General features: G+C 68.5%; 9 protein-coding genes. 2 read left to right on the top strand and 7 right to left on the bottom strand.

Translation table 11 applies throughout. The features are described 5' to 3' along the window. Positions 1 to 59: 59 nt before the first annotated feature. The 5 genes from KIH07_RS11225 to KIH07_RS11205 all read right to left on the bottom strand — a co-directional run bounded on the left by KIH07_RS11225 (position 60) and on the right by KIH07_RS11205 (position 5374). Entirely contained in the window at positions 60 to 980 is a 921-nt protein-coding gene (locus KIH07_RS11225) for an ABC transporter permease (protein WP_226492046.1), read from the bottom strand. A 2-nt stretch (positions 981 to 982) separates the two neighbouring features. Beyond that, entirely contained in the window at positions 983 to 2170 is a 1188-nt protein-coding gene (locus KIH07_RS11220; protein WP_226492045.1) for an ABC transporter permease, read from the bottom strand. Next, positions 2157 to 3704: an ABC transporter ATP-binding protein gene (locus KIH07_RS11215; RefSeq protein ID WP_226492044.1), complete on the bottom strand. Its 1548-nt coding sequence runs from the start codon at positions 3702 to 3704 to the stop codon at positions 2157 to 2159. Before KIH07_RS11215 ends, KIH07_RS11220 begins: the two co-directional genes overlap by 14 nt. An 88-nt stretch (positions 3705 to 3792) precedes the next feature. Next, a complete protein-coding gene (locus KIH07_RS11210; RefSeq protein ID WP_226492043.1) occupies positions 3793 to 4401 on the bottom strand; it encodes a hypothetical protein in 609 nt (202 codons plus the stop codon). 19 nt (positions 4402 to 4420) lie between these two features. Next, on the bottom strand, positions 4421 to 5374 hold the full coding sequence (locus KIH07_RS11205) for a LysR family transcriptional regulator (RefSeq protein ID WP_226492042.1): 954 nt from the start codon (positions 5372 to 5374) through the stop codon (positions 4421 to 4423). A gap of 94 nt (positions 5375 to 5468) precedes the next feature. On the opposite strand from KIH07_RS11205, the gene KIH07_RS11200 reads away from it, so the two are divergent. Next, positions 5469 to 7142: a xanthine dehydrogenase small subunit gene (locus tag KIH07_RS11200; RefSeq protein ID WP_226492041.1), complete on the top strand. Its 1674-nt coding sequence runs from the start codon at positions 5469 to 5471 to the stop codon at positions 7140 to 7142. Further along, a complete protein-coding gene (gene xdhB / locus KIH07_RS11195) occupies positions 7139 to 9496 on the top strand; it encodes a xanthine dehydrogenase molybdopterin binding subunit (protein WP_226492040.1) in 2358 nt (785 codons plus the stop codon). The genes KIH07_RS11200 and xdhB overlap by 4 nt, the downstream gene beginning before the upstream one ends. 86 nt (positions 9497 to 9582) lie before the next feature. Here the strand turns inward: xdhB and KIH07_RS11190 are convergent, their stop codons facing one another. Together KIH07_RS11190 and KIH07_RS11185 are read right to left on the bottom strand one after the other, a co-directional pair. Continuing rightward, entirely contained in the window at positions 9583 to 10938 is a 1356-nt protein-coding gene (locus tag KIH07_RS11190; RefSeq protein WP_226492039.1) for a sigma-54-dependent transcriptional regulator, read from the bottom strand. Further along, the gene (locus KIH07_RS11185) at positions 10935 to 12833 is read right to left on the bottom strand and encodes an ATP-binding protein (protein WP_226492038.1); all 1899 of its coding nucleotides are present in this window, start codon (positions 12831 to 12833) and stop codon (positions 10935 to 10937) included. Before KIH07_RS11185 ends, KIH07_RS11190 begins: the two co-directional genes overlap by 4 nt. Positions 12834 to 12847 lie beyond the last annotated feature (14 nt).

Raw genomic sequence — 12847 nt, 5'->3', positions numbered from 1 at the left:
AAACCTCTTTGTTGGGAGAGTTGGTGGTAACGGAAACAGTGACAAAAACCGAAAAAAGATTATGCGCCGGGATAAAAGGGCTTCCCAATGGAGCTGGGCATGTTGATGCGGATCCAGGTTGGGTTGCGCGAGATCAGCACCAGCACCACGATGGTGGCCAGGTAAGGCATCATGGTCAGGAACTGGCTGGGTACATTCACGCCAATACCCTGCAGGTGGAACTGCAGCATGGTGACGCCGCCGAACAGGTAGGCCCCCAGCAGCACCCGGGCCGGGCGCCAGGTGGCGAAGGTGGTGAGCGCCAGCGCGATCCAGCCCTTGCCGGCGATCATGCCCTCGACCCACAGCGGCGTGTAGATGGTGGACACATAGGCGCCGGCCAGCCCGCAGAGCGCGCCCCCGGCCATCACCGCCATGAGCCGGATGCGCCGCACCGGGTAGCCCAGCGCGTGGGCCGACTCGGGGCTCTCGCCCACGCTGCGCAGCACCAGGCCGGCGCGCGTGCGGTAGAGGAACCAGATCAGCCCGAAGACGATGCCGACGCAGACGTAGACCATGGGGTGGTGGCGGAACAGCGCCGGCCCCAGCAGCGGGATGTCGCCCAGCAGGGGAATGTTGAACTGCATCTGCTCGGGCAGCTTTTCCTGTACGTAGCGGGTGCCCGCGAAGGCCGAGAAGCCCGCGCCGAACAGCGACAGCGCCAGCCCCGTGGCGTACTGGTTGGTGTTGAGCCAGATCACCAGGCCGCCGAAGATGGCCGCCAGAAAAGCCCCCGCCGCCATGCCCGCGGCAAAACCGGCCAGCGTGCTGCCGGTGTGCACCACGGTGGCGAAACCGGCCAGCGCGGCGCAGAGCATCATGCCCTCGGCGCCCAGGTTGACGATGCCGGCCTTCTCGTTGATGAGCAGGCCCAGCGAAGCGATGGCCAGCACGGTGCCGGCGTTGAGCGACGAAGCGAAGAGCAGGGCAAGGGATTCCATATTCACTCCTGACCAGCCTGAACGGAACCAGACACCACTGGCGACTGAGCGCCGGCAACCGAACCCAGAGGCGCCGCAGAACCGGCTTGGCCGGTCTGCAGGCTCCGACCTCTGGAGGGGGTCGCGCGCAGCGCGGCGGGGATGTATCTGATCCGGTAGGCGATGAGCGTGTCACAGGCCAGCAGCGCGAACAGCAGCAGGCCCTGGAACACGCCGGTGATCGATTTCGGCAGGCCCAGGCGCGACTGCGCCAGCTCGCCGCCGATGTAGAACATGCTCATGAGGATGGCCGAGAACACGATGCCCACCGGGTGCAACCGCCCGACGAAGGCCACGATGATGGCAGCGAAACCGTAGCCCGCCGGCACGTAGGGCGTGAGCTGGCCGATCGGGCCGGCCACCTCCAGCGCACCGGCCAGGCCGGCCATGCCACCCGAGGTCAGCAGCGCGATCCACAGCGCCTTGCGCGAGGAAAAGCCGGCGTAGCGCGCCGCGGCCGGCGCCAGCCCGCCCACCAGCTGGCCGTAGCCCGCGTAGGTGCGGAACAGAAACACCCAGACCGCGCCCACGCCGGCCAGGGCCAGCAGCAGGCCGATGTTGACGCGCGAGCCCTGCATCAGCCTGGGGATCTGCGTGACGGCCTCGAAGGTCTTGGTCTGCGGGAAGTTGTAGCCCAGCGGGTCTTTCCAGGGGCCGTAGACCAGGAAGTTGAGCACCTGCACGGCCACGTAGACCAGCATCAGGCTGACCAGGATTTCGTTGGCGTTGAAGCGGTCGCGCAGCAGCGCGGTGATGCCGGCCCAGACCATGCCGCCGAGCACGCCGGCGGCGATGATGGCGGGCACGATCCAGGGGCCGGTGGTCTTGTCCGCCGTGAGCGCCACCCCGGCGGCGAAGATGGCGCCGATCAGGTACTGGCCCTCGGCGCCGATGTTCCACACGTTGGAGCGGAAACACACGGCCAGCCCGAGCGCGATGATCAACAAGGGTGTGGCCTTGACCATCAGCTCCGACAGGGCATAGCTGCTCTTGATGGGCTCCCAGAAAAACACCTGCAGGCCACGCACCGGGTCCTTGCCGAGCACGGCGAACAGGACCACACCGATCACCACCGTGATGGCCAGCGCCAGCAGCGGCGAGGCGTAGCCCCAGCCCTTGGACGGCTGGGGACGGACTTCAAGCCGCAGCATGGGCGGTCTCCTCGTTCTTGTTGTTCGGTGCGCCCTGGGCGTCCCACAGGCCCGACATCCACTCGCCGATGTGCTCGATGGTGGCCTCGGCACGGTCCAGGCTGGGCGAGAGCCGCCCTTTGGCGATCACGTGCAGGCGGTCGCTGATCTCGAACAACTCGTCGAGCTCTTCGCTCACCACCAGCACCGCGCAACCGGCGTCGCGCAACGCCAGGATTTCGCCGCGAATCTGTGCCGAGGCGCCCACGTCCACGCCCCAGGTGGGCTGGCTCACGATCAACAGTTTGGGCTTGGCTTCGATCTCGCGGCCGACGATGAACTTCTGCAGGTTGCCGCCCGAGAGCGACTTGGCGGCCGCGTCCGGCCCGTTGGCCTTGACGTTGTAGCGCGCGATGACCCCCGCCGCCTGGGCCCTGAGCGCGCCAACCTTGATCCAGCCGCCCGCGCCCAGCGCGTCGCGCCGGGACAGCAGCAGGTTCTGCGCCAGCGAAAGCGTGGGCACGGCGCCGCGGCCCAGGCGCTCTTCGGGCACGAAATGCAAACCGAGCGCGCGGCGTTTGCCCGGCCCGTAGCGCGAGGCGTCCTTGCCGGCCACGCGGATGCTGCCCGGCGGCGCGCGCCGGTCTTCGCCCGAGAGACAGACCAGCAGCTCGCTCTGGCCGTTGCCCGACACACCCGCGATGCCCACCACCTCGCCGGCCCGCACCGTGAGCGCGATGCCGTTCAGGTCGGTGCCAAACGGGTCGTCGCTGGCCAGCGTGAGGCCGCTCACCTCCAGCACGGTGGCGCCGGCGTGGAGCGCGCGCACGTTCAGCGCGGGCGGCTCGGCGCCGATCATCAGGCGCGAGAGCGAGGCGTTGCTTTCCTCGCGCGGGTCGCACACCCCCGTGACCTGGCCGCCGCGCAGCACGGTGCAGGCGGTGCAGAGCTCGCGGATCTCGTGCAGCTTGTGGCTGATGTAGAGGATGCTGCAGCCCTCGGACGCGAGCTTGTTGAGCACCACAAACAGCTTCTCCACCGCTTGCGGCGTGAGCACCGAGGTCGGCTCGTCCAGGATCAACAGCTGCGGGCTGGTCAGCAGCGCGCGGATGATCTCCACCCGCTGCATCTCGCCCACGCTGAGCGTGTGCACCGGGCGCGAGGGGTCGATGTCCAGGCCGTATTCGGCCGCCTTGGCCGTGATGCTGGCGCTGACCTCGGGCAGGGTGAGCGACTTGTCGAGCCCCAGCCAGACGTTTTCCGCCACGGTCAGCGTGTCGAACAGGCTGAAGTGCTGGAACACCATGCTGATGCCCAGCGCCCGCGCCTCCTGCGGGTTGCGCACGTGCACCGGCCGGCCGTTGAACATGACCGAGCCCTCGTCGGGCTTGACCGAACCGTAGATGATTTTCATCAGCGTGGACTTGCCCGCGCCGTTTTCGCCCAGCACCGCGTGCACCTCGCCGGGCGCAACGCTGAGCGAAACACCGTTGTTGGCCACCACGCCGGGGTAGCGCTTGGTGATGCCGGTGAGCTGGAGTCGGGGAGTGGTCATTCTTTTGCTCTCATTCCTTCGATGCCATTCAAGACAACAAGGCCAGAGCCCCATTGCGCCTCAGCCGCCCACGTGGGGATATCTGAAACTAAGCGATCCACAGCTGCACCTCGCGTGAAACAAGCCAGACACCACCTTGCCTGGTCATGAAGACCAGCCAGCCTCCACCACACAGGCGCCCGCAGGACGAGCCCACATACACGAGCGCGGTATCCGTGCCCGGGTCCATCACCGGGCGGGACAAGCTCATCCGGGCGCTGGCCTGGGGAAAGCGCCGATGGAACCGGGCCCAAGCCTCCGACGTCGGGATCGACTGGAAAAGATCGTCAAGTTCCTGCTGGGGCACCAGTTGAAACTTCAATGTGGACTTGTCCGGCAGTTCATGCGCCTTCAAAGGCGCAGCCCTCTTCAACTCGCCAAGAAAGGCGGCACGCAGCGCTGGACTGGCCTCAGGCACCCCACGGCGGAGCGCTTCTTCCATGCTTTCGGTCGGACCCGCGGCAGCGAAGACCTCGTCTCGGCCAGAAGGCTGGGTGCCCAGCACCACGGTGCGCGCAGCCCCATCTTTGGGCGCAAGATGCTCGAACAAGGCGGCATAGACCGCAGCTTCCGGGAGATCGGCATCGGCCCGTGCGATCAAAGGCGACAGTGCCAGACTGGCGCAGATGACCAGCAGGAAGCGTCTCGGCAGGCTCATGGTTCTTTTCATTTCCGGTTCAAGCCGCCGCCACGTCGGACTCAAGCCGGCGCAGCGAGGCCGCCACGCTCTTGACCTGATCGCGCAGCCAGCGCCCGGCGGCCGAGCTGTGGGTGCGCTCGTGCCAGAGCTGGTAATACATCATGCGCGGGAACGGCACCGGGCACGGCAGCACCTGCACCGGCAGCACGCCGGTGTAGCGCTCGCAGTACTGGCGCCCGGTGGTCAGCACCAGCAGGCTGCCCGCCACCATGGCCGGGATGAGCCCGAAATGCGGGCAGCGCGCGGTGATGTTGCGCACCAGGCCCTGGCTGGCCAGGTGGTCGTCGATCACGCCGCGCGCGCCGGGGTGGGTGGGCGTGGGGGCGATGTGTTCGGCGCTCAGCCAGGCCTCCACGTCCCAGCCGCGGCGCACCGCCGGGTGCTGGTTGGACACCAGGCACACCACCTCGTCGCCGAACAACCGGCCCAGGTGCAGGTCGCCGGGGGGCAGCGGCCAGTTGCCGATGACCACGTCCACATCGCCCTGGGCCAGGTGGTTGCGGTAGTCGGAATCGGCCGAGAGCGGGTGGATCTCGATCGGGCAGTGCGGCGCCAAGCTCTTGATCTGCGTGACCAACTGGGGCAGGAACAGCGGGTCCAGGTAGTCGCTGGCGGCCAGGCTGAAGGTGTGGTGGGCGGTGGTGGGGTCGAAGCTGCGGGCGTCGGAAAACAGCACCTCGGCGCTGCGCAGGATGTCGGCCGCCGGTTCGATCATGCGCAGCCCGGCCACGGTGGGCACCATGCCGGAGCCCGAGCGCACCAAAAGCGGGTCGCCGGCGAGTTCGCGCAAGCGCTTGAGCGATGCGCTGACCGCCGGCTGGTACATGCCCAGGCGCAGCGCCGCGCGCGACACGCTGCGCTCGGTCAGCACGGTGTGCAGCACGCGGATCAAGTGCAGATCAATCTTGTCGAACATGGACACGTATTTCATACCCTGAGGCTATGCGTTTGAATGGCTGTTTTGGCATTCGGGCCATATGGCTGAGCATATGTTGTGCCATGGGGTGGGCGCTATGCTGGCGCGCATGATTTCCAGAAACTCCGCACAAACCCTGAGATTCGTCCGGCGCGGCCAGCCCGTGGCGGTGGGCAATGTAGCACCCGAGCGCACCCTGCTGGAGGTGTTGCGCGAAGACCTGCACCTCACCGCCACCAAGGAGGGCTGCGGCGAAGGGGACTGCGGCGCCTGCACCGTGGTGCTGGGCGAGGCGGTGGACGGCCAGCTGCGCTACCGGGCGGTCAACAGCTGCATCCGGCTGGCCCATTCGGTGGACGGCATGGCGGTGTTCACCGCCGAAGACCTGGCCGCGGAAAACGGCGAGCTGCACCCGGCGCAGGAAGCCATGGTGCAGTGCCACGGCAGCCAGTGCGGTTTCTGCACGCCGGGGTTCGTGATGAGCCTGTTCGGCATGTACCAAAGCCATATTGCCCCCACGCTCCCCGAGGGGGCTCTCGCGCTCAGGGGCGGCCCATCGGCGCTCGGTGGTGGCGGAAAAGGCCTCATCACGCGAGAACAGGCCCAAGTGGACCTCTCGGGCAACCTCTGCCGCTGCACCGGCTACCGCCCCATCCTTGAGGCCGCTGAAAAAATGGGCAACCTGCCGCTGCCCGCCGGCTGTGGCGGGGACGAGGCGGCCACGCTGGCGGCGCTCAAGGCGCTGCAGCCCCGCCAGAACGGCGATGAAAACTACCTGCGCCCCACCACGCTGGCCGCGCTGCTGCAGCAACGGGCGAAGTTTCCCAAGGCCCAGGTCGTGGCCGGCTGCACCGACGTGGGCCTGTGGGTCACGAAACTGCACCAGCGTTTCGAGCGCGTGCTGGACGTGACGGCCGCGCGCGAGCTGCAGCGCGTGGAAACCTACCCGCACCACATCGCCATCGGCGCGGCCGTCTCGCTGACCGATGCCTTTGCCGCGCTGGTGGCCGAGCGCCCGCAGCTCCAGACCTTCAGCCAGCGCTTTGCCGGCCTGCCGGTGCGCAACGCCGGCACGCTGGGCGGCAACGTGGCCAACGGCTCGCCCATCGGCGACTCCATGCCGCTGTTGATCGCGCTGGGTGCCAGCGTGGTGCTGATGCGCTGGAAGAAGACCGCCACCGGCGGCGAGATCACCCACCGCGAACTGCGGCTGGAAGACCTGTACACCGGGTATCGAACGAATGTGATGCGGGCGGACGAGCTGCTGTGCTGGATCAAGGTGCCACGGCCGGGTGCACCCTCACCCCAACCCTCTCCCGCAAGCGGGAGAGGGAGCAAATCCCTCTCGCCAGACGTGTCTTCACTCCCTCTCCCGCTTGCGGGAGAGGGCGGGGGTGAGGGCCGTGAGTTCATGCGGGTCTACAAGATCAGCAAACGCTTCGACGACGACATTTCTGCCGTCTGCCTCGCGATCCAGATGACCCTGAACGATGGCGTCGTGCGGCAAGTCTCCATCGGCGCGGGCGGCGTGGCCGCCACGCCGGCCCGCGCGCGCCAGACCGAAGCCGCCCTGCTCGGCCACCGCTGGAACGCCGACACCGTGATGGCGGCCACCGCCGCGCTGCGCGCCGAGTTCCAGCCCATCAGCGACATGCGCGCCAGCGCCGCCTACCGCCAGACCGTGCTGGGCAACCTGCTGCAGCGCTTCTGGCTGGAGAGCCAGGGCATGAATACCATCAACCTCGACAGCCTGAACGCGGCAACGCTGGAGGCCCTGGCATGAACGCGCCCGATCTGAAACTCGTGATGCAGAAACCCAAGCCCGTCGAAGGACTCGCAAAGGCTTCGGCGGGCCTGGCCCGAACGGGACTGTCCGCAGCCGGTCAATCCAAAATCCACGAAAGCGCCCGCGCCCAGGTGGCCGGCGCCGCCACCTACATCGACGACATCCCCGAGGTGCGCGGCACGCTGCACGCGGCGCCGGTCTGCTCGCCCGTGGCCCACGGCATCCTGCGCAAGCTCGACGCCTCCGCCGCGCTGGCCCTGCCCGGCGTGCGCGCGGTGATCGACGCGGGCGACATCCCCGGCGACACGACGCTGGCCGCCTTCGCGCACGACGAACCGGTGTTCGCGCTCGACACCGTGCTGTTCACCGGCCAGGTGATCGCGCTGGTGGTGGCCGACGACGTGATGACCGCGCGCCGCGCCGCGCGGCTCGTGAAGCTGGACATCGAGCCACTGCCCGCCGTGCTCAACGTGCACGAGGCGCACGCGCTGGAAAGCTACGTGTTGCCACCCGTGCAGGTGCGCCGGGGCGATCCGAAGGCCGCGCTCCGGCGCGCGCCGCACCAGCTCGAAGGCCGTTTCGAAGTCGGCGGCCAGGAACATTTCTACCTCGAAGGCCAGGTCGCCTACGTGCTGCCGCTGGAGCAGAACCAGTGGTGGGTCTACAGCAGCACCCAGCACCCCGGCGAGGTGCAGCACTGGGTGTCGCACGCCCTGGGGCTGCCGAACCATGCTGTCACGGTCGAATGCCGGCGCATGGGCGGCGGCTTTGGCGGCAAGGAAACACAGGCCGGCCACCTGGCCGTGTGGGCCGCCATCGCCGCGAACCAGCTGAAACGCCCGGTCAAGCTGCGGCTGGACCGCGACGACGATTTCATGATCACCGGCAAGCGCCACCCCTTCGCCTACCACTACCGCGTGGGCTTTGATGACAGCGGCCTGCTATGCGGGCTGGAGCTGGAGATGCTGGTCAACTGCGGCTTCAGCGCCGACCTCTCCGGCCCGGTGGCCGACCGCGCCATCTTCCACGCCGACAACGCCTACTTCCTCGAAGACGTGGCCGTCTCCAGCTACCGCTGCAAAACCAACACCCAGAGCCACACCGCCTTCCGCGGCTTCGGCGGCCCGCAGGGCGTGATCGTGATCGAGCGCATCCTCGGCGACATCGCGCGCACGCTGGGACTGGACCCCCTGGACGTGCGGCTGCGCAACCTGTACGGCATCACGGAACGCAACGTCACCCACTACCAGATGAAGGTGGAAGACAACATCCTCGAACCGCTGATGTCGCAACTGGCCTTGACCAGCGGCTACCGCGAGCGGCGCGAACAGATCGCCGCGTGGAACGCCAGCAGCCCCGTCATCAAGAAAGGCCTGGCGCTCACACCGGTCAAGTTCGGCATCAGCTTCACCGCCACCCTGTTCAACCAGGCCGGTGCGCTGGTGCACGTCTACACCGATGGCAGCGTGATGGTGAACCACGGCGGCACCGAGATGGGCCAGGGCCTGAACACCAAGGTGGCGCAGATCGTGGCCGACGAACTCGGCGTGCCGTTCGAGCGCGTGCTCGCCACCGCCAGCGACACCAGCAAGGTGCCCAACGCCAGCGCCACCGCGGCCAGCAGCGGCACCGACCTGAACGGCCGCGCTGCGCAGTTCGCCGCGCGCCGCGTGCGCGACAACCTGGCCGCTTTCGTGGCCGGGCTCGACGGCTGCGGCGCAGGCGCGGTGCGCTTCGAAGGCGGCCAGGTCGTCACCGACAAGAGCACGCGCCGCTGGGAAGACGTGGTGGGCGCGGCCTACGCCAACCGCATCCAGCTCTGGAGCGACGGCTTCTACCGCACGCCCAAGATCCACTACGACAAGACCACCCTCACCGGCCGGCCGTTCTACTACTTTGCCTACGGTGCGGCGGTCAGCGAAGTCGCTATCGACACACTCACGGGCGAGTACCGCGTGCTGAAGGTGGACATCCTGCACGACGTCGGCCACAGCATCAACCCGGCCATCGACATCGGCCAGATCGAAGGCGGTTTCATCCAGGGCATGGGCTGGCTCACCACCGAACAACTGGTGTGGAACGGCAAAGGCTATCTGCAGACCCACGCCCCCAGCACCTACAAGATTCCCGCCACCGGCGACGTGCCCGCGCACTTCAAGATCGCGCTCTGGCCCGAAGCCAACCGCGAGGACAACGTGCACGGCAGCAAGGCCGTGGGCGAGCCCCCGCTCATGCTGGCCATCAGCGTGTACGAGGCGCTGCGCGACGCGGTGGCGCAGGCGGGCGGCGATGCGCTGCTGGTGAACGCGCCGGCCACGGCCGAAGAGGTGTTGCGCGCGCTGAGTGCCTGAGCGCCGGGCCGGCTTTGCCGGACAACTGGTGCCGCCGCCCTAGAAGGCGTCAGGTGTCGCGCGAAGCGCTGCGGGGGTGTTTCACTTCAAGCCTCCCCCTTGCCCAACCCATGCTTGCGGATCTTGTCGACCAGGGTGGTCTTGGCGATGCGCAGGGCCTTGGCGGTCTGGCCCACGTTGCCGGCGTGCCGCTGCAGGGCATCGGCGATCAGGCTGCGCTCGAACTGCTCCACCGTTTCGGTCAGCGTGGGCTGCGCCTCGCCCCCGGAGCCATCGGGCGCCGGTCCGTGCGGTGACACCCACTGCGGGCCAACGCCCAGCACCAGCGCATCGGCCACGTTGCGCAGCTCGCGCACGTTGCCGGGCCAGTCCCGCGCCATGAGCTGGCGCAGCTGGGCCTGGGGAAGCTTGGGCTGCTGACGGCCATACCGGCTGGCCGCCAGCAGCATGAAGTGTTCCAGCAGCATGGGAATGTCGTCGCGGCGCTCGCGCAGGGGCGGCAGCTCGATGTTGACCACGTTCAGCCGGTACACCAGGTCGGCGCGGAAGCTGCCCTGCTGGGCCCGGGCCAGCAGATCGTCCTTGGTCGCGGCGACCACGCGTACGTCCACCGGCTGGCTCTGGTTGGAGCCCAGGCGTTCGAGACTGCGCTCCTGCAGCACCCGCAGCAGCTTCACCTGCACACCCATCGGCATGCTTTCGAGTTCGTCCAGAAACAGGGTGCCGCCGTGGGCGTGTTCGATGCGCCCGATGCGGCGCTTCTGAGCGCCGGTGAAGGCCCCCGCCTCGTGGCCAAACAGCTCGCTGTCCAGCAGCGAGTCGGGCAGGCCACCGCAGTTCAGCGCCACGTAGGGTGCCTTGCTGCGCCGCGAATGCTCGTGCAGGGCGCGGGCCACCACTTCCTTGCCGGTGCCCGTCTCGCCGCGGATGAGCACGTCCACCGGCGAATCCGCCACCTCCATCACCAGTTGGCGCACGCGGCGGATGGCGGGGGAATGGCCCACCAGCTGGCCTTCCAGGCCTTCGCTCAGCGACAGCGCGCGGCGCAGGTTCGCCACCTCCAGCGTCAGGCGGCGCTTCTCCAGCGCGCGCTGCACCACCTCCACCAGCTGCTCGGGCGAGAAGGGCTTGGGGATGAAGTCGTAGGCGCCGCTGCGCATGGCCTGGACGGCCAGGTTCACGTCGCCGTGGCCGGTGATCATGATCACCGGCAGGTCGGGGTCGATGTCGCGCGCCTCGCAGATCACCGACAGGCCGTCGGCCCCAGGCAGGCGCATGTCGGTCACGATCACGCCGGCAAGCCCGGGGCTGATGTGGGGCAACACGGCCTCGGCCGAATCGAAGGCGCGCACCGGGATGTCGGCCAGTTGCAGCGCCTGCACGCAGCCCAGCTGCACGGCGGCATCGTCTTCCACCAAAAGGACGGTCAGGGCGCGGTTCATGGGGTCACAGGGGTTTTCGGGTGCATGGAAGCTTGCCAGAGGGGCACGGTGAGCGTGAAACAGGCACCGCCACCGGGGACGTTGTGCGCCTGCAGTTCACCCTGGAATTCTGCGGCAATGTCGCGGCAGATCACCAGGCCCAGCCCAAGGCCGGCGCCACTGGCCTTGGTGGTGTAGAAAGGCTGGAACAGGTGCGCCAGGTCGGTCTCGCTCAGGCCCTTGCCGCTGTCCTGCACATGGATCGCCAGCGCGGGCGGCTGCGCCGCCGGCAGCGGTTCGGCCGTGATCTGCAGCCGCTTGTGCGGCGCGTCGCGCAGGGCATCGAGCGCGTTCCCGATCAGGTTGATCAGCACCTGCTCCAGCCGGTTGGCGTCGCACCACACCGTCCACTGCCCGGGCTGGCAGCGGTTGTCGACCTCCACCTTTTCGTGGCGCAGGCGCAGCTGGAACAGGAACAGCGCCTGCTCCACCACGCGGCCCGCGTCGGTCGCCTCGGGGCAGGCGGTCGACTTGCGCGAAAAGCTCTTGAGCGGGTCGATGATGCGCGCCATCTGCTCCACCAGCCGGGCCATGATCGAGAGGTTGTCCTGCGCCGCGGCGGCGTTGCCCCGCCGCAGGAATTCGGCCGCGTTGCCCGACAGGGTGCGGATCGCGCCCAGCGGCTGCGTGAGCTCGTGGGTGATGCTGGCGGCGAGCTGGCCCAGCACGGCCATCTTGCCCGCGTGCACCAGGCCGTCCTGCGCCGCACGCAGGGTCTTTTCGGTCTGCTCGCGCTCGGCAACCTCTTTGCGCAACAAGGTGTTGGCGTCGGTGAGTTCCTGCGTCCTTCGACCCACCTCCTGCTCCAGCTCGGCGTTGGCCTGCTCGAGCAGGCGTTTGGCGCCCAGCTTCTGGCGCTCGATGCGCTGGCGCTGCGCCCAGAAGAGCGCCAGCAGGATCAGGAAGGCCACGGACACGGCGCCGCCCACGCCGTCCAGCAAGGCCTGGTGCCGCACCGACGCCAGGCTGGTGAAGATCAGCACCCGCCAGTCCATGCCGTCCAGCGAACGCCCCAGGACCATGAAGTCCGCCCGGTTGCGCGCCTGGCCCAGCGCCGCCGACACCTTGGCCTCGTCGCCGCGCAGCAGGCCCTGCACCTCTTGCGTGTCCTCGTCCACCGAGAGTTCCACCTTCAACGGGAACAGGGGCAGGCGCAGGGCGCCGTAGGTCTGGGCCAATTGCAAGTCCACCCGGCGCTCGGTGGGCAAGGGTGCTAGCGAGGTGTACCGCCACGCGGGCTGGGACGACAGGATCACCACCTGGTTGGCGTCGGCCACCAGCGCGGGCGCACCCAGCATCGGCCAGGTCTGTTCCAGCGCGTCCAGTCCGATCTTGATGGCCGCCACCCCCACCACCCGGGGGCCGTCGTAAATGGGGTGCGACGCGAAATAGCCCGCATACCCACCGCTGCCGATGGCGAAGTGGCGCGTCGAGCGCCCGGCCAGGGCCTCCAGAAAGTACGGGCGGTACGAAACATCTTCGCCGCGCAGGCTGTCGTCGCGCTGCACCGCGTTGCTGGAGGCCCGCACCACACCGCGCACGTCCAGCACAAACACCGCCAGGCTGCCCAGGTGGGCATTGAGGCGGGACAGGTAGTCGTTGGCGGCGTCGGCGTGCGCGGCGCTGGGCGTCTGCAGCAGCCGCACCACCACGGGGTTGAGCTGGATGGTCGCCGGCACCGGCTCCAGGCGCCGCACACGGGCCTCCACCACCGAGGCAAACAGATCGAGCCGGCCGTTGGACGCGGCCTTCAGGCTGCTCGCGCCCTGGGCAAAGCTGCGCTCATAGACCGCATAGCCCGACGCGGCCACGAGGGCCAGGGCCACCAGCGCCAGCAGCGCGCGCCGCAGGGCCACCCCGGGCCGGCGGC

Origin of the sequence: Hydrogenophaga taeniospiralis (assembly GCF_020510445.1) — a bacterium.
Lineage (GTDB): Bacteria > Pseudomonadota > Gammaproteobacteria > Burkholderiales > Burkholderiaceae_C > Hydrogenophaga.
This window is presented reverse-complemented; position numbering and strand designations above follow the sequence as displayed.

Bases quoted from the DNA above. Each gene is read 5' to 3' on its own strand.
- KIH07_RS11190 (WP_226492039.1), bottom strand. From the start codon at position 10,938: ATGAACCGCGCCCTGACCGTCCTTTTGGTGGAAGACGATGCCGCCGTG.
- KIH07_RS11200 (WP_226492041.1), top strand. From the start codon at position 5,469: ATGATTTCCAGAAACTCCGCACAAACCCTGAGATTCGTCCGGCGCGGC.
- KIH07_RS11210 (WP_226492043.1), bottom strand. From the start codon at position 4,401: ATGAGCCTGCCGAGACGCTTCCTGCTGGTCATCTGCGCCAGTCTGGCA.
- KIH07_RS11215 (WP_226492044.1), bottom strand. From the start codon at position 3,704: ATGACCACTCCCCGACTCCAGCTCACCGGCATCACCAAGCGCTACCCC.
- KIH07_RS11205 (WP_226492042.1), bottom strand. From the start codon at position 5,374: ATGAAATACGTGTCCATGTTCGACAAGATTGATCTGCACTTGATCCGC.
- KIH07_RS11225 (WP_226492046.1), bottom strand. From the start codon at position 980: ATGGAATCCCTTGCCCTGCTCTTCGCTTCGTCGCTCAACGCCGGCACC.
- xdhB (WP_226492040.1), top strand. From the start codon at position 7,139: ATGAACGCGCCCGATCTGAAACTCGTGATGCAGAAACCCAAGCCCGTC.
- KIH07_RS11220 (WP_226492045.1), bottom strand. From the start codon at position 2,170: ATGCTGCGGCTTGAAGTCCGTCCCCAGCCGTCCAAGGGCTGGGGCTAC.